The sequence below is a fragment of the Qipengyuania pelagi genome (genome assembly GCF_009827295.1).
In the GTDB taxonomy this organism is placed as follows: Bacteria; Pseudomonadota; Alphaproteobacteria; order Sphingomonadales; family Sphingomonadaceae; genus Qipengyuania; species Qipengyuania pelagi.
Map to the genome: position 1 here is coordinate 1,039,659 of NZ_WTYD01000001.1, position 22,104 is coordinate 1,061,762.

Below are 22,104 nucleotides of genomic sequence, written 5' to 3' on the forward strand. Positions count from 1 at the left end.
GTCGTCGGAGAGGAGTTTGCGATGGAATACGAAATCGATGACGAACCGCAGGGCTTGCGTGACGAACCGGAAGGGGATCGGGATGGCGGTCTGGTTGAAGACCATATCGCGCTGAAAAATCAGTCGAGCGCCAGTCCCGAGGATTATCCGAAAAAGCAGCGGCAGGATCAGTCGCTGACCCCATCGCCTGACAAGGGCGAATAAGCGGACCGTTTACGACAGGGCCGGGCCGGATTTCGATTCGGTCCGGCTTTTGTTTCAAAAATTGCGTGGCTCGGAATGGATGGCGGACAGGGTGGGATTCGAACCCACGGAGGGCTTGCACCCTCGCCGGTTTTCAAGACCGGTGCATTCAACCGCTCTGCCACCTGTCCGCGGTTCGTCCGCGCTACTGTGAACCTGCGCCGATGTCACGTCTCGAAATCGCGCTTGGAATCAGACATCGCAAGCGGATAAATTTCGGGAACGAAGACAGGCCGTTTCGGGTAAGCGACAGACGACATTTCTTGTTCATCCCGCCTGTGAGACAAGCGCCTTATGAAAATCAAGCACCTCCTCGCCAGCGCCGCGCTTTCCCTTTCGTCCCTGGCGATCGCCTCGCCCGCTGCGGCCCAGGGCAATCTGTCGTTCGACGCCTACCTGCAATTGGTCATCGCGAAGGCCCGCGCCCAGGGGGTGAGCGAGAGCACCATCGCGCGGATGACCGCCGGGCTCGAACCGAGTTCGCGGGTGATCGAACTCGACCGCGACCAGCCCGGCTCATCTTCCGGCAGCGGATACCCGCCCCTGTCCGCCTATATCGATCGCCATGTCGATGCCGCGCGGATCAATGGCGGGCGGCGCGAATACCGTTCGGCGAGCGGCGTGTTGCGCGGGATCGAGCAGGAATATGGCGTGCCCGGCGATATCCTCGTCGCCATCTGGGGGCATGAGACGGCCTATGGCGCGGTGCGCGGCGGGTTCGACCTGTCGCAGGCGCTGGCGACGCTCGCCTGGGAAGGCCGCCGCCGCGATCTGTTTGAGGCGGAGTTCATCGATCTGCTCAAGGTCGCTGACAAGGGCTATTCGCGCTCCGAATTGAAGGGCAGCTGGGCGGGGGCGTTCGGCAATCCGCAATTCCTCCCCAGCGTCTATCTGCGCCTCGCCACCGATGGCGATGGCGACGGGCGCGCGAACATCTTCACCAATCGCAGCGATACGCTAGCCTCGATCGCCAATTATTTCCGCGATGCCGGATGGCGGACTGGCGAGCCCTGGGGCGTGCCTGCCTACGTGCCGTCGAGCTTCAATACCGACAGCGTGGCCACCGAACTGGTCGCCCCGGTCTGTCCGCGCGTCCACGAACGGCACAGCCAGTTCAAGACCGTGGAAGAATGGCGCGCTCTGGGCATCCAGCCCCAGCGGCCCTTGCCCGCCGGAACGATGGTGTCCCTCTTCCGCCCGGACGGGCCGGGCACACCGGCATGGCTCTTAACCACAAATTATCGGGTTATCCTCGAATATAACTGTTCGAACTATTACGCGATGAGTGTGGGGCTGCTGGCCGATGAGATTTCCCGTTAGCCGCATAGGCCTTCCGCTGTCGCGCACAGGAACGCTCCTGCTTTGTGGCGCATCGACGCTGTCGCTAGTCTCGTGCGGGCTTGGCGGGTTCGGGGGCGTGGATTCGGCTGCACAGGCTTCAGCGCCGAGCGCGGCGCGTTCGATTCCGACCGGTCCGGCTGCCGATTACCCCATGGTTCTGGGTGAACCGTTCACCATCGACGGGATCACCTATACGCCTGCGGATACCTATAATTACGACGAGGTCGGATACGCGACTTTCGACGACGACACGGCGGACGGGATTACGGTCGCCCATCGCACGCTTCCCATGCCGAGCTATGTCGAGATCACCTCGCTCGAAAGCGGGCGCACGATCCTCGCCCGCGTCGAAAGGCGCGGCCCGATGACCAATACCCGCCTGCTCGGCCTCTCGCGCGCGGCAGCGGCACAGCTGGGCGTGGGCGAGGGCGCTCCCGTGCGGGTGCGCCGCGTCAACCCGCCCGAGGATCAGCGCGCCGAATTGCGCGCCGACCGCAGCGTCGATCCGCGCATGGAGACGCCGCAGGGCCTGCTCGACGTGCTCAAGCGCCAATTGCCCGAAGTCGGCAGCGTCTCGCTCGCCAAGCAGACGAGCGGCGCACGAACAGGCGCAGCGGGCGACACCCCGCGTGCGCCTATCGAGACTATCGACCCGACGACGCAGATCGAGCCTGCGCCGACCGAAGCGCGCCCGACACCTTCGCCCGTTCCTGCCCCCAGTCCGGCATCCCCGGCGGCGACCGAGGACGTGACTCCGCCCGCTCCCGCAGCGACACCGGCAGCGCGCGGGGATTTCGCGGTGCAGGCAGGCGCCTATTCCTCGCGCGCTTCGGCCCAGAAGGTGGCCGACGCCATCGGCGGCTATCTCGAACCGGCGGGATCGCTCTTCCGGGTTCGCGTGGGGCCATTCGCCAACCGTGGAGAGGCGGCCAGCGCGCTCGCCAAGGTGCGCGGAGCGGGCTATAGGGACGCGCAGATCGTCACTACCAGATAGAGCGCCGGACGCTTTCCGGTGCGGGAGCGAAAGTGCGGCTTCGTTTGAAATTCCTGAGTCTCGGCCTGGGCGGCGCATTGGCGGCCACCTCGGCAGGTCACGCAGCCCCCGCTGTGGATGCGCGCATTCCGACACCCTACGAAGCACCAATCGCCATGCTCGTCGATCTGTCGAGTGGGCAGACCCTGTTCGCCCGCGAGGAAGACCGGCGTTTCATGCCCGCCTCCATCACCAAGGTCATGACCACCATGGTGGCGTTCGAATGGATGGAGCGCGGCAAGCTCTTCCCGCAACAGGTGATGACTGTCCGGCCCGACACGTTCCGCGCCTGGAACCGCAAGGGATCGACCATGTATCTGCCGCACGATGCGCGCATCACGGTCGATGAATTGCTGCACGGAATTACCACCGTTTCCGCCAATGATGCATCGGTCGTGCTGGCGGAAGGCGCCGCCGGATCGGTCGCGCGCTGGGCGGCGGCGATGAACGACACGGCCGCGCGGCTCGGCATGGCGGACAGCCATTTCAACACACCGAACGGGTGGATGGATGACGGGCAGACCTTCGTCACCGCCCGCGATCTCGTCACGCTCGGTAGCGCGATGATCCGGCGCCACCCGTCGAAATATCACCACTTCGTGGGCAAGAAGGGGCTGGAATATAACGGCATTCGCCAGAACAATCACGATCCCATCCGCGGCGTCGTGCCGGGTGCGGATGGCATCAAGACCGGCTTCACCAATCAGGCGGGCTACGGCTTTCTCGGCAGTGCGGAGCGCAATGGACGGCGGCTCGTCATGGTTGTGGCCGCTTCCCCGCGCGGGCGGGAGCGCAATGACGCGGCCCGCGCGCTGATCGAATGGGGCTTTAGCAATTTCGACAGCCGCCGCCTCTTCGAAACGAACGAGCGCATCGCGACCGCAAAGGTACAGGATGGCGGGGTATCCGAGATCGGGCTGGTTTCGCACCGGCCCGTGCGGCTATCGGTTCCGCATGGCAGGATGCCCAAGGTCGATCTCGCCGTGCGTTATGAGGGCCCTCTACGCGCGCCGATCGCCGATGACGAGGAGGTGGCTCGCCTTATCGTGACGGTCGATGGCGAGCAGGTGAATACGCTGCCGCTCTATGCCGAGCGTCCGGTGACCGAAGCGACTGTGATCCAGCGTGTCTTTAACGGATTGTGGGGCTGGGCGGGATGAGCGCGGACGAGAATGCGCGCTTCATCGCGTTCGAGGGTGGGGAGGGGACCGGCAAGTCCACGCAGGCGCGCCTGCTGGCCGAACGGCTTCGTGCCCGCAATCTCGACACGGTGCTTACGCGCGAGCCGGGAGGTACGCCTGGTGCCGAGGCGATCCGAACGCTCCTGCTCGATCCTCCGGGCGAAGGCTGGCCCATGCGCGCCGAAGCGCTGCTGTTCGCCGCCGCGCGCGCCGATCATGTCGCGCAGCTGATCCGGCCTGCCTTGTCGCACGGGAAATGGGTCGTCTGCGACCGGTTCCTGGATTCGAGTCGCGCCTATCAGGGGCTCGCCGGCGATCTGGGGGACGATCTGGTGCGCGCCCTGCACGATCGGGGCAGCGAGGGACTGCTGCCGGATTTGACCGTGGTTATCACCGCCGATGCCGAGACGATCGCGTCCCGGCTGTCCGCGCGCGATGGCGATACGAGTGATGCGATCGGCGGGCGGGACGCCTCCTATCACGCGCGCGTCAATGCTGCCTTCGTGCGCTTCGCCGAGGCGGAACCCGATCGCTTCGCGGTGGTGGATGGAATGGGCGAGCCGGATCAGGTCGCCGAGCGTGTCTGGCAGGCGGTATCGCCTTTGCTCGACGGTGGTACATGACATTGATCGGGCATGATAACGCCCGCGCGGCCTGGCGCGATGCGCTGGAGGGCGAGCGGATGCACCATGCCTGGCTGCTGGCGGGCAAGGCGGGGCTGGGCAAGATGCAGTTCGCCCTCGCCGCGGCGCGTGAGCTGGTCGGGGCCGCGCCGGGACTGGAGCAGCACCCCGATATCCATGTACTCACCAATCTCCCCAAGGACGACAAGGAAGAGAAGAAGCGCGAGGAGGGCAAGCCTTACGAAACCAAGCGCAATATCGCGATCGCGCAGATCCGCGCCATGCAGCAACGGCTGACGACCCGCCCCACACTGGGCGAAAGGCGCGCGATCATCATCGACCCGGCCGACGATATGGAGCGCAACGCGTCGAACGCCCTGCTGAAGAGCCTGGAGGAGCCGCCGCGCGGCACCTATTTCCTGCTCGTCAGCCATCGGCCTTCGCGGTTGCTGCCCACGATCCGCTCGCGGTGCCGCACGCTCCGCTTCGCTGCCCTGCCGGACGATGCGATGGAAGCGATCCTCGTCGAACAGGCATCCGATTGCGATGCCGCCACCCGCTCCGCCGCGATCGCCGCAGCCGCTGGATCGCCCGGTCGCGCGCTCGGTTTCATTGCCAGCGGCCTCGGTCCGGTCGCGGAGCTGATGCGGAGGATCCTGGGCGAGGGGGATGCCGGGTTCGTATTGCGCGGCGAACTCGCCGCCTCGCTCGGTGCGCGCCCCGATCGCGCGAAGCTCGAAGCCGCACTCGATCTCGCGCGCTCCATCCTCGACGAAGACCTCGACACGCTCCCGGCGGACACACTGACGCCGCGTGTCGAAGCCCATGCCGAGTTGGTGCGCCTGACCGGCGAGCTGGCGACCTACAATTACGACCCCGGCCTGCTGGCGATGGAAATCGGCACCTTGCTCGCCGGAGCCGCCCCGGCTAGCGAACGCGCCAATGTCTGAACCCTTCTATATCACGACGGCGATCAATTACCCCAATGGTCGCCCCCATATCGGCCACGCCTACGAGGCGATCGCCGCCGATGTCATCGCACGTTTCCAGCGTCTGCGCGGGCGCGACGTCCGCTTCCAGACCGGGACTGACGAACACGGCCTCAAAATGGCGCGCAAGGCCGAGGAACAGGGCCGCACCCCGCGCGAACTTGCCGACGAAATGTCGGGATATTTCAGAGTGATGGACGACACTCTCGATATTTCCTACGATCGGTTCATCCGCACGGTGGAGCCGGATCATCATGCCGCCAGCCAGGCGATCTGGCGCGCGATGGAGGCGAAGGGCGACCTTTATCTCGATCGCTACGAAGGCTGGTATTCAGTCCGCGACGAAGCCTATTACGACGAGAGCGAGCTGAGCGAGGACGCCGAGGGCGCCAAGCTGTCGCCCCAGGGCACCCCGGTGGAATGGACGGTCGAGGAAAGCTGGTTCTTCCGCCTTTCCAACTATCAGGATCGCCTGCTCGAATTGCTCAACCACCCCGGCTTCCTCGAACCGGAGAGCCGCCGCAACGAGATGATCGCTTTCGTCTCGCAGGGCCTGCGGGATCTGTCGGTCAGCCGCACCAGCTTCGACTGGGGCGTGAAGGTACCGGGGAGCGACGACCATGTGATGTATGTCTGGGTCGATGCGCTCACGAATTACATCACCGGCCTCGGCTACCCGGAAGATACCGAGGAATGGCGCAAATTCTGGCCTGCCAGCCTGCATCTGATCGGCAAGGATATCGTCCGTTTTCACACCGTCTATTGGCCGGCCTTCCTGATGAGCGCCGATCTCCCGGTGCCGCAAAAGGTGTTCGGCCACGGTTTCATCCTCAATCGCGGGCAGAAGGAATCGAAGTCGCTCGGCAACGTGACCGATCCGCTCGCGCTGGCCGAGACGTTCGGCGTCGATAATCTGCGCTACTTCCTGATGCGCGAAGTCGCCTTCGGGCAGGACGGCAGCTATTCCCCGCAGGCGATCGTGGCGCGCTGCAATGCCGAACTCGCCAACAGTTTCGGCAATCTGGTGCAGCGGACCTTGTCGATGATCGCCAAGAACATGGACGGCGCCATCCTTGATTTCGAGGCATCGGGTGAAGATAAGGCCCTGCTTTCCATGGTACAATCGGCCTGCCGTGAAGCTCTGCCGCGCGAGTTCGAGGCGCTTTCCTTCAGCACCGGCATCGAAGCGTGGATGCAGGCGGTGTGGGCGTGCAACCAGTATGTCGACGAGCAGGCCCCCTGGGCGTTGCGCAAGACCGATCCGAAGCGGATGGAGGCGGTCTTGTTGACGCTCTACGTCGCGATCCGCGATCTCGCGCTCGCGATCCAGCCCGTCGTGCCCAGCAAGGCCAAGGCCGTGCTGGATATGCTTGGCATCGCCGAAGACCAGCGCACTTATGCCGACCTTGCCAACCAGAGCTGGTACGGCGCGCTCGTTTCGTCAGGGCATCGGATCGGCAAGCCCGAGCCTCAATTCCCGCGCCTTGACCTGCCCGATGCCGAGGCAACCTGATGCTGGTCGATAGCCATTGCCACCTTGAATATAAGGGCCTGGTCGAAGATCAGGACGCCGTTCTCGATCGCGCGCGAGCGGCCGGTGTGGGTGCGTTCCTGAATATCTCGACCAAGAGGAGCGAGTGGGATCAGGTCGTCGAGACCGCACATCGCGCGCCCGATGTCTATGCGAGCGTCGGCATCCACCCGCATAACGCGGACGACCATCAGGATTTGACTGAAGAGGCGCTCTATCAAGCGACCCAGGACCCGCGCGTCATCGGTATCGGCGAAACGGGGCTCGACTATTATTACGAGCATTCCGACCGCGCCGTGCAGCAGCGCCTGTTCCGCCTCCATATCGCGGTCGCGCGGCGCACGAACCTCCCGCTCATCATCCATACGCGCGATGCCGAGGAGGATACGCTCGCCATCCTGACGGACGAGATGGGGAAGGGGGCGTTTCCCGCGCTCATCCATTGCTTCACGGCCTCGGCGGAGTTCGGCGAGAAAGTCCTCGATCTGGGCCTGTCGATCTCGCTGTCGGGAATCGTAACCTTCAAGAATGCCAAGGACTTGCAGGCGGTTGCCAAGACCGTTCCGCAAGACCGGCTGCTGGTGGAAACCGACAGTCCCTTCCTCGCGCCGGTCCCGCATCGCGGGAAAACGTGCGAACCCGGCTTCGTTCGAGACACGGCCGGGTTCCTAGCCGAGCTTCGCGGCGATACGCTGGAGGAGCTGGCCGCGCGCACGACCGAGAACTTCTACGCGCTGTTCTCCAAGGCGGTTCGTCCGTGAAATTCCTGATGCTCGGCTCGGGGACCTCGACCGGCGTCCCTAGGATCGACGAGGATTGGGGTGCCTGCGATCCAGCGGAACCGAGAAACCGCCGCAGCCGCGTGTCGATCGTGGTGGAAAACGATGCAGGCCAAAGGGTTCTCGTCGATACCTCGCCCGATCTCAGAAACCAATTGCTGGCCAACCGGATCGACCGCGTGGATGCCGTGTTGTGGACCCACGATCATGCCGACCACTGCCACGGCATCGATGATCTGCGCGTCATGCGCTATTCGCGCAGCAACGCGCTGCCGGGTCTGGCGCGCGCACCGGTCATGGCAAACCTCAAGCGGCGCTTCGATTATATCTTCGAGGGGCAACATGGGTATCCAACGCTGATCGACATCAAGCCGGTGGAAGATGTCCGCATGGTCGCAGGGTTCGGCCTTGCCGCGGTCGAAATGCCGCATGGGCCGACCACCAGCACCGGCTATCGGTTCGAAGCGGACGGCGCGAGCCTGGTCTATGCGACCGATTACAGCGAAATCACCGATGCCATGGTCGCCTGTTTCGACGGTGCGGATCTCATCATCAGCGATTGCCTGCGCCGTGATCCGCATCCGTCCCATGCGACGATCGGCATGGCGATCGATCTCCTGAAACGCTGCCGAGCCAGAAAACTCGTCCTGACGCATCTCGACAAGAGTATGGATTACAAAACCTTGTCCAAGGAAGTTCCGAAGAACGTCACGGTCGGGTTCGACGGTCTCGAGGTGAAACTGTGAACGAATATCAGATCGTTTCGGTCATCTCGCTGATCGGCTTTCTGATCCTCGCGCTGGGAGCGCTGAGAACCCATCGGCTCGACCTGCGCCGAACGCTCATCATGGCAGGGGCATGGGTGGCGATTTTCGGCATCGCCGTCCTGTTCGTGGATGCCATATCCTGATGGCTTCAGACGCCCCTATATTTAACATAATATATATTATCAATCCGGTGGGTCCTTCATGACCGATGCACAAAACCCTCAACTGACCCGCCTTCTCGCGATCATGGCGCGCTTGCGCGACCCCGAGCGCGGTTGCGAATGGGACCTCGCACAGGACTTCGCTTCGATCGCGCCGTATACGCTGGAAGAAGCCTATGAGGTCGCCGACGCGATTGCACGCGGCGATATGGCGGATTTGCGAGACGAACTCGGCGATCTCCTGCTCCAGGTCGTCTTCCATGCCCGGATGGCGGAGGAAGCCGGACTGTTCGCTTTTGAGGATGTCGCGCGGTCTATCTCCGACAAGATGGAGGCCCGACACCCGCATATCTTCGGTGACGAAGGCGGGACAATGGGCGAAACGCGCTGGGAAACCCTCAAGGCCGCCGAACGACAATCGCGAGGAAGCACTAGTGCGATGGACGGGGTCGCGCTGGCGCTGCCGGCCTTGATGCGCGCGCACAAACTCCAGAAACGCGCAGCGCGTGATGGGTTCGACTGGCCGGACACTGATGGACCGGAAGCGAAAATCATCGAGGAAATCAAAGAGCTTAAAACCGCTTCCCCGGAAACCCTAGAGGAAGAAGCTGGTGATCTGCTGTTCGCCACGGTGAATTTCGTCCGCGCCCACGGCATCGACGCCGAAAACGCGTTGCGCGCGGCCAATGCCAAATTCGAGCGACGCTATCGGGCAATGGAGGAAAAGGCCTCAGGAGATTTCGCCGCGCTCTCGCTCGCCGAGCAGGAAAAGCTCTGGCAGACCGTCAAGCGCGACGAATAAGCGGTTCCGCATCCGCTTCGCCACCCAGCGCCTCGAACCGGCCGAGTTCCTTGTCGGTCAGGCGTACCTCGATCGTGCGCCACGGCCCGCTCTGTAAAAGAGCCTCGTCGTTTTCCGCCGGACTGTCGTCATACACCTCGCCGTGTGCGTACAGCCAGGCGATCCGCGATCCGTCCGCAGCGGACAAAGTGATCGCATAGCGCCGCGCCCCGCTCGTCAGCAGACGCCCCAACCGCTCGGTCAGCGCGTCGACGCCCTCCCCCGTCATGGCGGAAATCGCCATCACGTCCTCGTCGTCGGCGGCGAGCGGTTCGATCTCGGCACGCCTCTCGTCCGAAAGCGCGTCCCACTTGTTCCACGCCTCGACAATCGGGATCGTGCTGATCCCATCCTCGTCCATGACGCCAAGATCGGCCAGAATGGCGAGCACTTCGCGCTTCTGCGCCGCGGCATCGGGATTGGCCATGTCGCGGACATGGACGATGACGTCGGCGGCGGTGACCTCCTCCAAAGTGGCGCGAAACGCGGCCACCAATTGAGTCGGCAGATCGGAAATGAAGCCCACCGTATCGGACAGGATAGCCTTTTCGATCCCCGGCAGCGAGACCGCGCGCATGGTCGGATCGAGCGTCGCGAACAGGAGGTCCTCAGCCATGACCTGCGCGCCGGTCATGCGGTTGAAGAGAGTGGACTTTCCTGCGTTCGTGTATCCCACCAGCGCCACCACGGGCCACGGAGCCCGGCCCCGCCTTTCGCGGTGCAGAGTGCGGGTCTTGCGCACCTGCTCAAGCTCCTTGCGCAGGCGCCCCATGCGCGTGCGGATCATGCGCCGGTCGGCCTCGATCTGGGTTTCGCCGGGCCCGCCAAGGAAACCGAAGCCACCGCGCTGACGCTCCAGGTGAGTCCAGCTGCGCACCAAGCGACTCTGCTGGTAATCGAGATGCGCCAGCTCGACCTGCAAGCGCCCTTCCGCCGTGGCGGCTCGCTCACCGAAGATCTCAAGAATCAGCCCGGTGCGATCGATCACCTTCCGCTTGAGCTTGTCCTCGAGATTGCGCTGCTGGATCGGGCTGAGCGAACCGTCGACCACCAGCAGCTCGATGTCCTCCATCTCGCAGGTGGTGGCGATATTCTCGACCTGCCCAGACCCGAACAGCGTGTTCGGCTTCACATCGCGCACGGGCAGGACGATCCCTTCCGCGACGACGATACCGATCGCGAGCGCCAGCCCCTTCGCCTCCTCCAACCGCGCCTCGGCATCTAGTTCGCGCGACTGGCCGCGGATGTCAGGCACGATGACGAGGGCGCGCGCACCGCGCGATACCTCGCCCATCAGATCGTCATCGAAACTCAGAGGTCGTCGTCCTCGTCATCCTCGGTCAGATCGACCGCGGTGGCTGGCTGGATCGTCGATACAGCGTGCTTGTAGGCGAGCTGGACGTAGCCCTCGCGTTCCAGCAACATGCAGAACAGGTCGTAAGCGGCGATCGCGCCCTGAAGCATCACGCCATTGACCAGGAACATGGTGACCTGGACTTCGGCGTCGCTCACCCGGCTGAGGAAGACGTCCTGCAACAGACGCTGCTTCGCGCCCGAGCCCTGACTGGCAAATTGCGCAGCATCGACGGGCGATCCGGGCATGATGGTGGAAATGGCGTGCTTATAGACGAGTTGCGATTGCCCATCGCGCCGCAGCAGGATCGAGAAATTATCAAACCAGGTGATTATGCCCTGGAGCTTCACACCCTTGACCAGGAACATGGTCACCGGCGTCTTATCGCGTCGCAGCAGATTGAGGAAAGCATCCTGAAGGTTCTGCGGTCGCCCGTTTTTCGCGCCGCCCTTCACCGCTTTGCTTTTCACTTCGGGTTTTTCCGGCTCCGGCTTGGGAGGGCGCGGGCGGGCGCTGAGAGTGCGTTCGGACATTGATCTGCCTCCTTTATATTTGGCGACCCTTCAGCCTCGGGCCGCAATCTGAACCTTCCATCGCATGATAACGCAGACAGATTCGGTAACTTGCGCCTTGGAATGTGGCGATGCCCCACACCTTACGCAAATGGTCTTAATCGCATCGCGTTCCGCTTAATCGCGGCGATCGGTCATTCCTAGCAGTTTCAGTTTGCGATGCAGGGCGGACCGCTCCATCCCGATGAAAGTCGCCGTTTTCGAGATATTACCCGAGAAACGCCGGATCTGGACGGAGAGATATTCGCGTTCGAAGCTTTCACGCGCTTCGCGCAAAGGCGCGCCCATCATCGCGGTGAGCGCCCCTCCCCCGCCCAGCTTGCCTCCGGTAACCTCGCCCGCGAGCATTCCCGGCTCGACCGTGTCGAACTCCTCGCGCGGGGTCAGGATGACCGTCCGTTCCACCACGTTGCGCAGCTGGCGCACATTGCCCGGCCAGTCATAGGCCTGGAGCGCGGCCATGGCCTCGTCGCTGATGGTGGGCGGCGGCAGTCCCTGTTCGGCGGCGTAGCGCGCGAAGAAATGCGCCGCCAGCGCGGGGATATCGTCGCGCCGCTCGGCAAGAGAGGGGACGGTGACCGGCACGACGTTGAGGCGATAGAACAGATCCTCGCGGAACCGCTTTTCCTCCATTTCCTTCTGGAGATCGCGGGCGGTCGAGGAAACGACGCGGACATCAACGCCGATCTGGCGCGAGCCGCCTACCCGCACGAAGCTCTGTTCGGTCAGGACACGCAAAATCCGCGCCTGAGTCGAAAGCGGCATGTCCGCCACCTCGTCGAGATAGAGCGTTCCCCCGTCGGCGAGTTCGAACAGGCCCGGCCGCACGAGCTTTCCGTCCTGTTCCTCGCCAAACAATTCGTGCTCGAAGCGTTCGGGCGTGATGCGCGCGGAATTGACGATGACGAAGGCGTGATTCTCGCGCGGGCTCCAGGAATGGAGGAGCCGCGCCGCGACTTCCTTGCCCGCCCCCGCCGGTCCGTAGATCAGCACGCGGCTGCCGGTATTGGCCACGCGCTTCAAGGTGGCGCGCACCTGCGTGATCGCGTTGCTGTTCCCGTTGAACTCCTCGCCACCCACCAGATGGCTCTTCAACCGCGTGTTCTCGCGCCGCAGTCGTTCGGTTTCGGTCGCGCGTTCGACGAGAAGGAGCAGGCGTTCGGCCTCGAACGGTTTCTCAAGGAAATCCATGGCCCCGCGGCTGACGGCCGACACCGCCGTGTCGATATTTCCATGGCCCGAGAAGATGATCACCGGCAGGTCCGGTTCGCGCACCTTGATCGCGTCGAGCACTTCGAGCCCGTCCATCGGGCTGCCGTGAAGCCATACGTCGAGCAGGACGAGGCTTGGCCGCTTGGCGTCGATCGCCTCCAGCGCGGAAGTGCTGTCGCCCGCGGTGCGGCAATCATAGCCTTCGTCGCTGAGGACGCCGGAGACCAGCTCGCGAATATCGCGCTCGTCGTCGACGATCAGGATGTCCAGTGCCATGGTAATCTACCTCGTATCTTTATTATCTTGCGCGTCGTCTTGCGCGTCGTCGGGCGCGTTGGGGGCACGCGCAGGCTCGCCCGCCTGATCGCCGGGGTGTCCCGGATCGCGCGCGAAACGAAGGGTTACCCGCGTGCCACCTTCAGGACGGACGGCGAACTGCATGTCGCCGCCATGTTCTTCGACGATCTTGTTCACGATCGCGAGGCCGAGCCCGGTGCCGCGCTCGCGGGTCGTCACGTAAGGCTCGACGATCCGCTCGCGATCCTTGGGCAGGCCCACACCGTTATCCGCGATCGCGATGGCGATACTGTCTTCAGCTGTCTCGATCGCGACCTCGATCCGGCCCCGATAATCCGGTCCGACCTTTCGCGTCGCTTCGGCCTCGACCGCTTCGGCAGCGTTCTTGAGCACGTTGGTCAGCGCCTGGCCGAACTGGTGGCGGTCGCACTGGATACGGATCGGACCTTCGATGTCGCCGGTCAGGTGATAATCGATTTCCGAATGGCCGACTTCCTGGAGGAACAGCGACTGGCGCGTCAGGTCGAGCGCGTCCTCGGGGCGGAAGACAGGCTTGGGGAGGCGCGCGAAGCTGGAAAATTCGTCAACCATCGTCCGCAGATCGCCGACCTGGCGCTTGATGGTGTCGGTCAACTCGTCGAACAATTCGCCGTCTTCATGGATCTGGCGGCGATAGCGGCGTTTCAGCCTTTCGGTGGCGAGCTGGATCGGGGTCAGCGGGTTCTTGATCTCATGCGCGATCCGGCGCGCCACGTCGGACCAGGCGGCCTGCCGCTGGTCGAGCAGCTGGCGCGTGATATCCTCGAACGTAATGACGTGCCCATCGCGTTCGCGCGCGATCTTCACGGCCAGCGTCAAAAGGTCGCTCCCCTTGGTGTAGCCGACGATACCCTGCTCCAGACCGCCCGCGACCATGGCCGCGATCTGCGGAACGAGGCTGTGAACAGTCCGCTCCCCTTCTCCTTCCCCATCTCGCCCGGTCGGGTCATCGGCTCGGTGACCGAGAAGCAACCGTTCCGCCGGACCGTTCATGAGGAGGATGCGGCCCTTCGCGTCGATGGACATGACGCCGGCGCTGACCGATTCGATCACCGCCTCGATGAAATCGCGCCGCTCGTCGAGCTGGCGATTGGCAGAGACGAGCGCATCGGTCTGCTTCTCCAACTGCGCGGTCATGCGGTTGAAGGCGCGATTAAGCAGGCCAATCTCGTCGGCGCCGGTACGCCCGTCGACCCGCATGGCGAAATTGCCTCCGCCCACCTCGCGCGCCGCGGCGACCAGGCTGGTAAGCGGCTCGACCTGTCGATCGGCGAAGCGCAGGGCGAACCACACCGCGAGACCGACCAGACCGAGGCTGACGAAGAACAGCGCCAGATTGAAGCGCAATTGCAGCGCGCGCGCGCGTAGGGTCAGCGCATCATAAGCGGTCGAAATATTGGTCGCGGCCTGCCAGCTGCGGAACGAATCCGCCTGCGCCGTGCGGGAATTGTAAAGATAGATTCCGCTTTCCCGGTCGATCGGCGCCAGGGCTTCGATGCGGCCCTCGCTCCCCGCAATCGCGACCGGCTCTCCGCTGCGGACCGGGGCTAGGAAGCGTTCGGCAAAGGAAGCCGGTTCGGTGCCTTCATTGACCCCGTAGAGAAACGCGGTGCGCACCGTCCCGTCCGGCATGGCCTGAAGGATCGCGCTTTCGCTGATGTCGCGCGGTTCCGCCTGATAGCGATAGAAGTTGGGAAACGCCTCGTCCACGAGCGATCCGCGTTCGAGGTAGAACCGCATATCGCCCGCCATCGCCACGGTCTCGTTTCCGACATCGACCTGATTTTCCTCGTAGAAACTCTCGGCGAGCTGCCGCGTGTTTTCCATCAGGCCGCGCGAATTGTCGGAGAACCAGAAATCGACGCCCGACTGGAAGAGGAAGGCCGCGAAACCCGCAACCAGCAAGGTCGGAACCGCAGCAATCAGCGAGAAAAGGAAGACGAGCCGGACGTGGAGGCGCGCGGTGCTGCCCGCGGCCCGCTTGATCGCGAGCCTGCGCCCGAGCAGGACGAGGAGGGCCATGGCCGGAACCAGCCCCCCGATCAGCAGGCCGGCTACCTGGCTCGGCGGCAATGACTGGCCGCCAGGCGGCGCATCCGCGAATGTCAGCCAGGTGCTGGCGACCACTGCGAGAAGGGCGCCGGCGAAGAATATTTCGAGCAGCAGAAAGACGTTCGAACGCCGGGCCGCGACCACGAACCGGCGCAGCCAGCGTGGCGGAGGGCGTGAAGAAGAAGAATAGGCCTGGCTCGCCATCGTTGCGTAGTTACAACGATGGTGTGGTTTATATGCAAGCCCAAATTCGCCGAACCGCCCGCTATCGTCGCCGGGCGAACCGCTCGGGCTTGATTTCGAGCTCGTCCAGCTTCTTGCGCAGCGTGTTGCGATTGATGCCGAGCAGTTCCGCGGCGCGAAGCTGATTGCCGTCCATCGACCGCAGCGCGTGTTCGATCAGCGGTTTCTCGAATCGGGCGAGAGCCGCGTGATAGAGCGTGCCCGGACGCGGGCTGGCCTCAGCAAGGAAAGCGTCGAGTGCCGAAGCGAAGCTATCGCTCGTCTCGGCCTCGGTCGAATGGTTTTCCCCCGCCACGACCTCCTCGACCAGCGTCCGGTCGATCGCGTCCTGGCGCGCGTTGAGCGCGAGGCGAAACACGACATTGCGCAATTCCCGCACATTGCCGCGCCAGGAAAGAGCGGCAAGCGCATCGACGGCCGCGTCGGTGATCGTGTGGCGCGACAGGCCCTCGCTTTCGGCCTGACCGAGGAAATGGCGGGCCAGAGCGCCGATATCCTCGCGCCGGTCGCGCAAGGGCGGCAGTTCGATCGGCACGACATTGAGGCGATAGAACAGATCCTCGCGGAAGGTGCCCGCCGCGATCATCGGCGCGAGCGCGCGGTTGGTGGCAGCGACGATCCGCACATCGACCGCGATCTCGTTCCGCCCACCGACCCGCCGGATACTTCCCGATTGCAGGGCGCGCAGCAGCCGGGTCTGCGCCTCCGCAGGCATGTCGCCGATCTCGTCGAGGAACAGCGTGCCGCCATTCGCCTGTTCGAACTTTCCGATCGCCTGCGCGACCGCGCCGGTGAAAGCGCCCCGTTCGTGGCCGAACAATTCGCTTTCGATGAGGTCGTGCGGGATCGCCGCCATGTTGATCGCCACGAACGGGCCAGTCCGCCGCGAGCCCAATTGATGGATGGCTTCGGCCACCAACTCCTTGCCCGTGCCCGATTCACCGGTCACCAGCACGGTGAGGTCGTTGCGCAGGACCTTGGTGATCATGCGATAGACGCTCTGCATCGCCTGGCTGCGACCGATAAAGGGTAGCCCTTCATCGCTCGGCCCGGTGGCAGCGGCGCCCCCTTCGTTTCGCGCGACGGCCTGCGCCACGGCGCGCAGCAGCGCATCGAGATCGAAGGGCTTGGGGAAATATTCGAACGCCTCGCTGTCGCTGGCGCGCACTGCGGTGTCGAGCGTGTTCTGGGCGCTCAGGACGATAACCGGCATGGCCGGGGCCTTGCTGCGCAGCGCCGCGATGTCGTCGAGCCCATCACCGTCCTCGAGCACGATATCGGTGAGCATGACGTCGAATTCCGCCTCGGCCAGTAAGGCGTCGCGCCGCGCGATCGAGGTGCAGGCGGTGACCCGATACCCCTCTTCACCCAGCGCCTCGGACACGACAGTGGCGATCGCGCGATCGTCCTCGACCAGCAGGACCGAATGGCTCATGCGCCCGCTCCTTCGGCGACCGGCAGGTTGATGCGAAATCGGGTGAGGCCCGCGCGCTCGTCGCGTTCATGCGAAACCCGCCCGCCAAGATCGCGGACCAGCTTGCGCACCAAGGCGAGGCCGAGCCCCTGCCCCCCTGTCTTACCTGTCACGAAGGGTTCGAAAATATGATCGCGCAGGGCAGGATCGACGCCAGCGCCATTGTCGCTGACGATGATCTCGATCGGCAGGCGCGTGCTCTTGCCGAACCGGATCGCGTTGAACACCAGCCCGCTGGCAAACCGCGTCCGTACGGTCACGCGCGGGCTTTCGGCATCGCACGCCGCATCGCAGGCATTCGCCACCAGATTGATCAGCACCTGTTCCAAAGTCGCCGCATCCGCCGCGACCGGAGGGAGCGAGGGATCGAACGCCTCCTCGATGGAAACTGCGCCATCCCGCCCCGTCGAAACGGTCGAAATGGCATTGCGGATCGCCTGATGGAGGTTGCAGGGCTCTTTCGAGGGCGTTGCAGGGCGACTGCCGAGCTGCTGCATCCGGTCGACGAGTTCCGCGATCCGGTCCACCTCGCCCGCGATCAGCCTCGCGAGCGGACGGTCGCGATCGTTCGCGCGGCGTTCGAGCAATTGACTGGCGCCACGGATCGCGGAGAGGGGGTTCTTGATTTCATGCGCGAGAACGGCGGGAGCGCGCAGCTCGACGCGCTCGTCACCGTCGGCATCGCGCTCGCCCTGCCCGATCTCGGAAAACGTCAAAACACGCCAGCCAAGATGCGAGGGAACGGGCGAGCAGGTGAGATTGACGCGCCGATGCCCCGCCTCGACTCCCAAGATAAGGTCACGCGCCACGAATTGCGCTTCGGCGTCGGTAAGCAGCGCGGCAATACGGGGTTCCTCGAACATCGCGATCTGGGCAATGGGCTTGCCCTGCATCCGCGCCTCGCTCTGCCCGAACAGTTCCTCGGCCACAGGATTGGCCCGGGCGAGACGGTGATCGGGATCGATGACGAGAACCGCGAAGACCAGCCCCGCGATCAGCACCGCCGGATCGGGCGCCGCCAGCGCGGTCGTCATGCGGCGCGCCGATGCAGGAACGGTTCGTAGAATTTCTCGATTTCGGCAAGCACTACAGCCGGATCGTCGATGAAGTTCGCCCGGTGTCTGAATTCGGCCGAACCGTGCATCCCCTTGGTGTACCACCCCAGATGCTTGCGCGCGATCTTTACGCCGACCTCCTCGCCATAATGGTCTAGCATTTCGCGATAATGGCCGACAAGCACCTCATATTGCTCGTGAAAGCTCGGGCTGACGAGCCGCTCTCCGGTCTTCCACCAATGCATGACCTGCGCCAGCAGCCACGGCTTGCCATAGGCCCCTCGCCCGATCATCACGCCATCCGCCCCCGACTGTTCGAGCGCCGCGGCGGTATCCTCAAGCGTGCAGATGTCGCCATTGACGATCACCGGGATCGAGACCGCTTCCTTCACCTTGCGCACGAAAGCCCAGTCCGCGCTGCCCTTGTACATCTGGTTGCGGGTGCGCCCGTGGACGGTGATCATCTTCACGCCCAAATCCTCGGCGATTTTCGCCAGTTCGGGCGCGTTGAGGCTGGCATGGTCCCACCCCATACGCATCTTGACCGTCACTGGCACGTCAACCGCCTTGACCGTGGCCTCCATCAATTTCGTCGCCAGCGGCACTTCGCGCATCAGCGCCGATCCGGCGAGGCCGTTGACCACTTTCTTGACCGGGCAGCCGAAATTGATGTCGATAATATCGGCGCCGCGATCGGCATTGAGCTTGGCCGCCTCTCCCATCGAGACCGGATCGCACCCGACGAGCTGCATCGACACCGGCTCCTCGATCGGGTCCCACGCTGCCTTCTGCACGCTCTGGCGCGTTTCGCGGATTGCGGCTTGGCTCGCGATCATCTCGGTGACGTTGAGGCCTGAACCGTAGCGGCGGACGAGTTTGCGAAAAGGTAGGTCGGTGACGCCGGTCATCGGCGCCAGGATTACCGGCATATCGATCGTCACATTGCCGATCGCGATGGGCCGGGGCGGAACCGGCGGGGGAGTGAGCTGGGTCATGTCGAATGCGTGCCTAAATATTGGGCAGGCGCTTAGTGCATTGCGGCGAAATCGGCAAGGCGCTAGCCCGCGAGGCCAATGGCCGAACGTCCCTCCCCTTCTTCCGCACCCGCTTTCGCTGCGATCATCGTCGCGGCGGGCCAAGGCCTGCGTGCAGGGCAGCCGGTGCCCAAGCAATTCGCGCTCTGGCGCGGCAAGCCAGTCCTGCGCCATTCGGTCGAGGCCCTGCTGGAGCAGGGGGCGCAGCGGATCGTGATCGCGATCCCGGAGGGGGGCGAGAATCTTGCCGAGGCGGCCCTTTCCGGCCTCGATCGGGTCGAAACCGTTTTGGGCGGGGAGACCCGCCAGCTATCCGTATTGCGCGCACTGGAGTCGCTCGCTGATGAAGCTCCCGATAGCGTCCTGATCCACGATGCGGCGCGCCCCGATCTGCCCGAAGAGGTGACGGCACGGTTGCTAGCTGCCCTTGGCAACCACGAGGGCGCCATACCCGTCCTCCCCGTCATCGACAGCCTTGCCGTCGATCGGAACGGAATGATGGACGGGACCGGCGATCGCGAGACCCTCAAGCGTGTGCAGACCCCTCAAGCGTTCCGCTTTGCTTCGATCCTCACCGCACATCGCGAATGGAAGGGCGAACCGATCGCGGGCGATGATGCGCAGGTGCTGCGCGCCGCCGGGCAAAGCGTCGCTATGGTTGCAGGGCACGAACGGCTCGCCAAACTGACTTTTGCGGAGGATTTCATGCCGATGACACCGCCGGTGCGCACCGGCCTGGGATACGATGTCCATCGCCTCGTAGCGGGCGAAGAGCTTTGGCTGGGCGGCATCCAGATCGAGCACGATAAGGGCCTGTCCGGTCACAGCGATGCGGATGTTGCCCTCCACGCCCTGACGGACGCCTTGCTGGGCGCGATCGGCGATGGTGATATCGGCAGCCATTTCCCGCCCAGTGACCCGCAATGGAAGGGCGCGCGGTCGAGCCAGTTCCTCGAACATGCGGCAAAGCTGGTAGCCGCGCAGGGCTATGCGGTCGGCAATATAGACCTGACGATCATCTGCGAGGAGCCGAAGATCGGCCCCCACCGCCCCGTCATGCGCCAACGAATCGCGGACCTGCTCGGCGTTGACATCGATCGCGTATCGGTGAAGGCAACCACCACCGAACGGCTCGGCTTCACCGGCCGCGGCGAAGGGATCGCGGCGCAAGCCGTCGCCACGCTGATCCGCAATTGAGGGGCACCGCGCTGATGATCATGAACCTGCTCCGCCTCGCTGGAATCGCTGCGCCTGTCGGAGCTTCCGGTAATTCAGGAGCGGGCCGATGACCTACGGCCTGCTTCCCGAAGATATTGAGGCTCTCGCGCGCAAAGTCGTCGAAGAAAACGCGCAGGCAGGCCGCACGGTGGCACTGGCGGAAAGCTGTACGGGAGGCCTGGTCGCCGCCGCGCTGACCGAGGTGCCGGGATCTTCCAGCGTCTTCGACCGCAGCTTCGTGACCTATTCCAACGCCGCCAAGCGCGAAATGCTGGGCGTGCCGAGCGAGATCATCGAGACTTTCGGGGCGGTCTCCATCGCCTGCGTCTGGGCGATGGCGAAAGGCGCGCTCGAACGGAGCGGCGCCGACGTGGCGGTCGCGATTAGCGGTGTGGCCGGTCCGAGCGGCGGCACGACCCTGAAGCCGGTCGGAACCGTCGTCTTCGCGCGCGTCACGCGCAATTCGGAAAACACGCCCGACGGTGAGCTCAAACTGTTCGACGGACCCGATCGCGCCGCGATCCGCAAGGAAGCGGCCTTGTGGGCGCTCGAACTGCTCCTGCCGAAACAGCGCGAGGATGCGGGCGCCAGCGCCGATTAAGCGCTGCCGGGTGCCTGCTCACGGCCGTAGAGTTCGTCCGCCCGCCTCTCGAACGCCTCCACCATCTTGCGGAATGCCCGATCGAAATACTGGCCTGCCAGCGCTTCGAAGACGGCGTTGCGGAAGGTGAACTGGACGCAGAAATCGATCTCGCACCCACCATCCTCGGTCGGACGGAAAACCCAGCTATTGTCGAGATCGCGCAAGGGACCATCCATATAATAGACGTCGATCCGGTTGGGCCGGTCCTTGGTGACGCGCGAGGTGAATTTCTCGCGGATGGCCTTGAAGCCCACCAGCATATCGGCGGTCATCTCGTGTTCGCCGTCTGATCGTACACGCGTGGCGACCACCCACGGCAGAAATTCGCCATAGCGCCTGACATCGGCCACTAGGTCGAACATCTGCTCGCAGCTATAGGGGAGCCTGCGCGTCTCGCGGCTGCCCGGCATCAGCGCGCGGCTTTCTTCGCCAGCTTCGCCTCCCGCGCGGCGCGCATTTGGGCGAAATCGTCGCCGGCGTGATAGCTGGAGCGGGTCAGCGGGCTCGCCGCGACTTGCAGGAACCCCTTGGCGCGCGCGATCGAACCATAGGCGGCAAACGCCTTGGGCGTCACGAAATCCTCGACCTTGGCGTGCTTGGGCGTCGGCTGAAGATACTGTCCCATGGTGATGAAATCGACATCCGCGCTGCGCATGTCGTCCATCACCTGATGGACCTCCAGCCGCTGCTCGCCCAGCCCCAGCATGATGCCGGATTTAGTGAAGATCATCGGATCGTGAGCCTTCACCTCTTCGAGCAGGCGCAGTGAGGCGTAATAGCGCGCACCGGGCCGGATGGTGGGATAGAGGCGCGGCACGGTTTCGAGATTGTGGTTATATACGTCCGGCCCCGCCTCGCAGATCGCCTCGACCGCAGGGCGCATCTTGTTGCGGAAATCGGGGGTGAGGATTTCGATCGTGGTTTCGGGCGTCTCGCGCCGCAGCGCGTTGATGACCTTCACGAACTGCCCCGCCCCACCATCGGGCAAATCGTCGCGATCGACGCTGGTGATGACGATGTGGTTGAGGCCCATCTGTCCCGCCGCGATGGCGACGTTTTCCGGCTCCATCGGATCGACGATGCGCGGCATCCCCGTCTTGACGTTGCAGAACGCACAGGCGCGCGTGCAGACATCGCCCAGGATCATGACGGTCGCGTGCTTCTTGTCCCAGCATTCGCCGATATTCGGACAGGCCGCTTCCTCGCACACGGTGTTCAGCTTCAAGTCGCGCATCAGCTTGCGCGTCTCGTGATAGCCCTTGCTGACAGGCGCCTTGACCCGGATCCAGTCCGGCTTGCGCTGGCGCGCGGGGCGCGGTTCGTCCTTGGGGGTTTCGGGCTGCGGAGCGGAAGAAAGATCGTTCATGTCGTCGCCCATCTAGGCGTGGGACTTGCCAGAGGCAATGGGCGTGGGCATGGGCA

The 22,104-nt window shown here is 64.2% G+C and carries 22 protein-coding genes and 1 tRNA gene; 13 read left to right on the forward strand and 10 right to left on the reverse strand.

The window, feature by feature from the left end; all coding sequences use genetic code 11:
• Positions 1-21 precede the first annotated feature (21 nt).
• Positions 22-204, forward strand: a complete 183-nt coding sequence (locus tag GRI47_RS05080; RefSeq protein WP_160660249.1) for a hypothetical protein — start codon at positions 22-24, stop codon at positions 202-204.
• 80 nt (positions 205-284) lie between these two features.
• Here the strand turns inward: GRI47_RS05080 and GRI47_RS05085 are convergent.
• Positions 285-374 (reverse strand) — tRNA-Ser (locus GRI47_RS05085).
• A 163-nt stretch (positions 375-537) separates the two neighbouring features.
• Between GRI47_RS05085 and GRI47_RS05090 the strand changes: the two genes are divergently transcribed.
• The 10 genes from GRI47_RS05090 to mazG all read left to right on the forward strand — a co-directional run bounded on the left by GRI47_RS05090 (position 538) and on the right by mazG (position 9,450).
• The gene (locus GRI47_RS05090) at positions 538-1,563 is read left to right on the forward strand and encodes a lytic murein transglycosylase (protein ID WP_160660250.1); all 1,026 of its coding nucleotides are present in this window, start codon (positions 538-540) and stop codon (positions 1,561-1,563) included.
• Between the two features lie 97 nt (positions 1,564-1,660).
• Positions 1,661-2,578 carry a septal ring lytic transglycosylase RlpA family protein gene (locus GRI47_RS05095; RefSeq protein WP_337190642.1) on the forward strand — a complete coding sequence of 306 codons (918 nt, stop codon included), beginning with the start codon at positions 1,661-1,663 and terminating at the stop codon, positions 2,576-2,578.
• Between the two features lie 44 nt (positions 2,579-2,622).
• Positions 2,623-3,777 (forward strand): D-alanyl-D-alanine carboxypeptidase family protein, encoded by a 1,155-nt coding sequence (locus tag GRI47_RS05100; protein ID WP_237452620.1) that lies wholly within the window; start codon positions 2,623-2,625, stop codon positions 3,775-3,777.
• Complete coding sequence (gene tmk, locus GRI47_RS05105) at positions 3,774-4,421, forward strand: dTMP kinase (RefSeq protein ID WP_160660253.1); 648 nt, start codon at positions 3,774-3,776, stop codon at positions 4,419-4,421. The genes GRI47_RS05100 and tmk overlap by 4 nt, the downstream gene beginning before the upstream one ends.
• A complete protein-coding gene (locus tag GRI47_RS05110) occupies positions 4,418-5,371 on the forward strand; it encodes a DNA polymerase III subunit delta' (protein WP_160660254.1) in 954 nt (317 codons plus the stop codon). The genes tmk and GRI47_RS05110 overlap by 4 nt, the downstream gene beginning before the upstream one ends.
• Positions 5,364-6,923, forward strand: a complete 1,560-nt coding sequence (gene metG, locus GRI47_RS05115; RefSeq protein ID WP_160660255.1) for a methionine--tRNA ligase — start codon at positions 5,364-5,366, stop codon at positions 6,921-6,923. Before GRI47_RS05110 ends, metG begins: the two co-directional genes overlap by 8 nt.
• Complete coding sequence (locus GRI47_RS05120; RefSeq protein ID WP_160660256.1) at positions 6,923-7,702, forward strand: TatD family hydrolase; 780 nt, start codon at positions 6,923-6,925, stop codon at positions 7,700-7,702. Before metG ends, GRI47_RS05120 begins: the two co-directional genes overlap by 1 nt.
• The gene (locus tag GRI47_RS05125) at positions 7,699-8,466 is read left to right on the forward strand and encodes an MBL fold metallo-hydrolase (RefSeq protein ID WP_160660257.1); all 768 of its coding nucleotides are present in this window, start codon (positions 7,699-7,701) and stop codon (positions 8,464-8,466) included. Before GRI47_RS05120 ends, GRI47_RS05125 begins: the two co-directional genes overlap by 4 nt.
• A complete protein-coding gene (locus GRI47_RS05130) occupies positions 8,463-8,630 on the forward strand; it encodes a hypothetical protein (RefSeq protein WP_160660258.1) in 168 nt (55 codons plus the stop codon). Before GRI47_RS05125 ends, GRI47_RS05130 begins: the two co-directional genes overlap by 4 nt.
• Positions 8,631-8,688: 58 nt before the next feature.
• On the forward strand, positions 8,689-9,450 hold the full coding sequence (mazG, locus tag GRI47_RS05135; RefSeq protein ID WP_160660259.1) for a nucleoside triphosphate pyrophosphohydrolase: 762 nt from the start codon (positions 8,689-8,691) through the stop codon (positions 9,448-9,450).
• Here mazG and hflX read toward each other — a convergent pair.
• The 7 genes from hflX to dusB all read right to left on the reverse strand — a co-directional run bounded on the left by hflX (position 9,434) and on the right by dusB (position 18,782).
• Entirely contained in the window at positions 9,434-10,783 is a 1,350-nt protein-coding gene (gene hflX, locus GRI47_RS05140; RefSeq protein WP_160660260.1) for a GTPase HflX, read from the reverse strand. The genes mazG and hflX overlap by 17 nt on opposite strands.
• A 17-nt stretch (positions 10,784-10,800) precedes the next feature.
• The gene (hfq, locus tag GRI47_RS05145; RefSeq protein ID WP_160660261.1) at positions 10,801-11,376 is read right to left on the reverse strand and encodes an RNA chaperone Hfq; all 576 of its coding nucleotides are present in this window, start codon (positions 11,374-11,376) and stop codon (positions 10,801-10,803) included.
• 156 nt (positions 11,377-11,532) lie between these two features.
• On the reverse strand, positions 11,533-12,903 hold the full coding sequence (gene ntrX, locus GRI47_RS05150) for a nitrogen assimilation response regulator NtrX (protein ID WP_160660262.1): 1,371 nt from the start codon (positions 12,901-12,903) through the stop codon (positions 11,533-11,535).
• A 6-nt stretch (positions 12,904-12,909) separates the two neighbouring features.
• On the reverse strand, positions 12,910-15,219 hold the full coding sequence (locus GRI47_RS05155) for a sensor histidine kinase (protein ID WP_160660263.1): 2,310 nt from the start codon (positions 15,217-15,219) through the stop codon (positions 12,910-12,912).
• 61 nt (positions 15,220-15,280) lie between these two features.
• The gene (locus tag GRI47_RS05160; protein WP_160660264.1) at positions 15,281-16,693 is read right to left on the reverse strand and encodes a sigma-54-dependent transcriptional regulator; all 1,413 of its coding nucleotides are present in this window, start codon (positions 16,691-16,693) and stop codon (positions 15,281-15,283) included.
• Positions 16,690-17,766, reverse strand: a complete 1,077-nt coding sequence (locus tag GRI47_RS05165; RefSeq protein WP_160660265.1) for a two-component system sensor histidine kinase NtrB — start codon at positions 17,764-17,766, stop codon at positions 16,690-16,692. Before GRI47_RS05165 ends, GRI47_RS05160 begins: the two co-directional genes overlap by 4 nt.
• Entirely contained in the window at positions 17,763-18,782 is a 1,020-nt protein-coding gene (dusB, locus tag GRI47_RS05170; protein ID WP_160660266.1) for a tRNA dihydrouridine synthase DusB, read from the reverse strand. The genes GRI47_RS05165 and dusB overlap by 4 nt, the downstream gene beginning before the upstream one ends.
• A gap of 78 nt (positions 18,783-18,860) precedes the next feature.
• On the opposite strand from dusB, the gene GRI47_RS05175 reads away from it, so the two are divergent.
• Positions 18,861-20,018, forward strand: a complete 1,158-nt coding sequence (locus tag GRI47_RS05175) for a bifunctional 2-C-methyl-D-erythritol 4-phosphate cytidylyltransferase/2-C-methyl-D-erythritol 2,4-cyclodiphosphate synthase (protein ID WP_160660267.1) — start codon at positions 18,861-18,863, stop codon at positions 20,016-20,018.
• A gap of 88 nt (positions 20,019-20,106) precedes the next feature.
• On the forward strand, positions 20,107-20,640 hold the full coding sequence (locus tag GRI47_RS05180) for a CinA family protein (RefSeq protein ID WP_160660268.1): 534 nt from the start codon (positions 20,107-20,109) through the stop codon (positions 20,638-20,640).
• Here GRI47_RS05180 and GRI47_RS05185 read toward each other — a convergent pair.
• Both GRI47_RS05185 and lipA read right to left on the reverse strand, forming a co-directional pair.
• Positions 20,637-21,092: a type II toxin-antitoxin system RatA family toxin gene (locus GRI47_RS05185; protein WP_160660269.1), complete on the reverse strand. Its 456-nt coding sequence runs from the start codon at positions 21,090-21,092 to the stop codon at positions 20,637-20,639. The genes GRI47_RS05180 and GRI47_RS05185 overlap by 4 nt on opposite strands.
• Entirely contained in the window at positions 21,092-22,048 is a 957-nt protein-coding gene (gene lipA / locus GRI47_RS05190; RefSeq protein WP_160660270.1) for a lipoyl synthase, read from the reverse strand. Before lipA ends, GRI47_RS05185 begins: the two co-directional genes overlap by 1 nt.
• Positions 22,049-22,104: the final 56 nt, after the last annotated feature.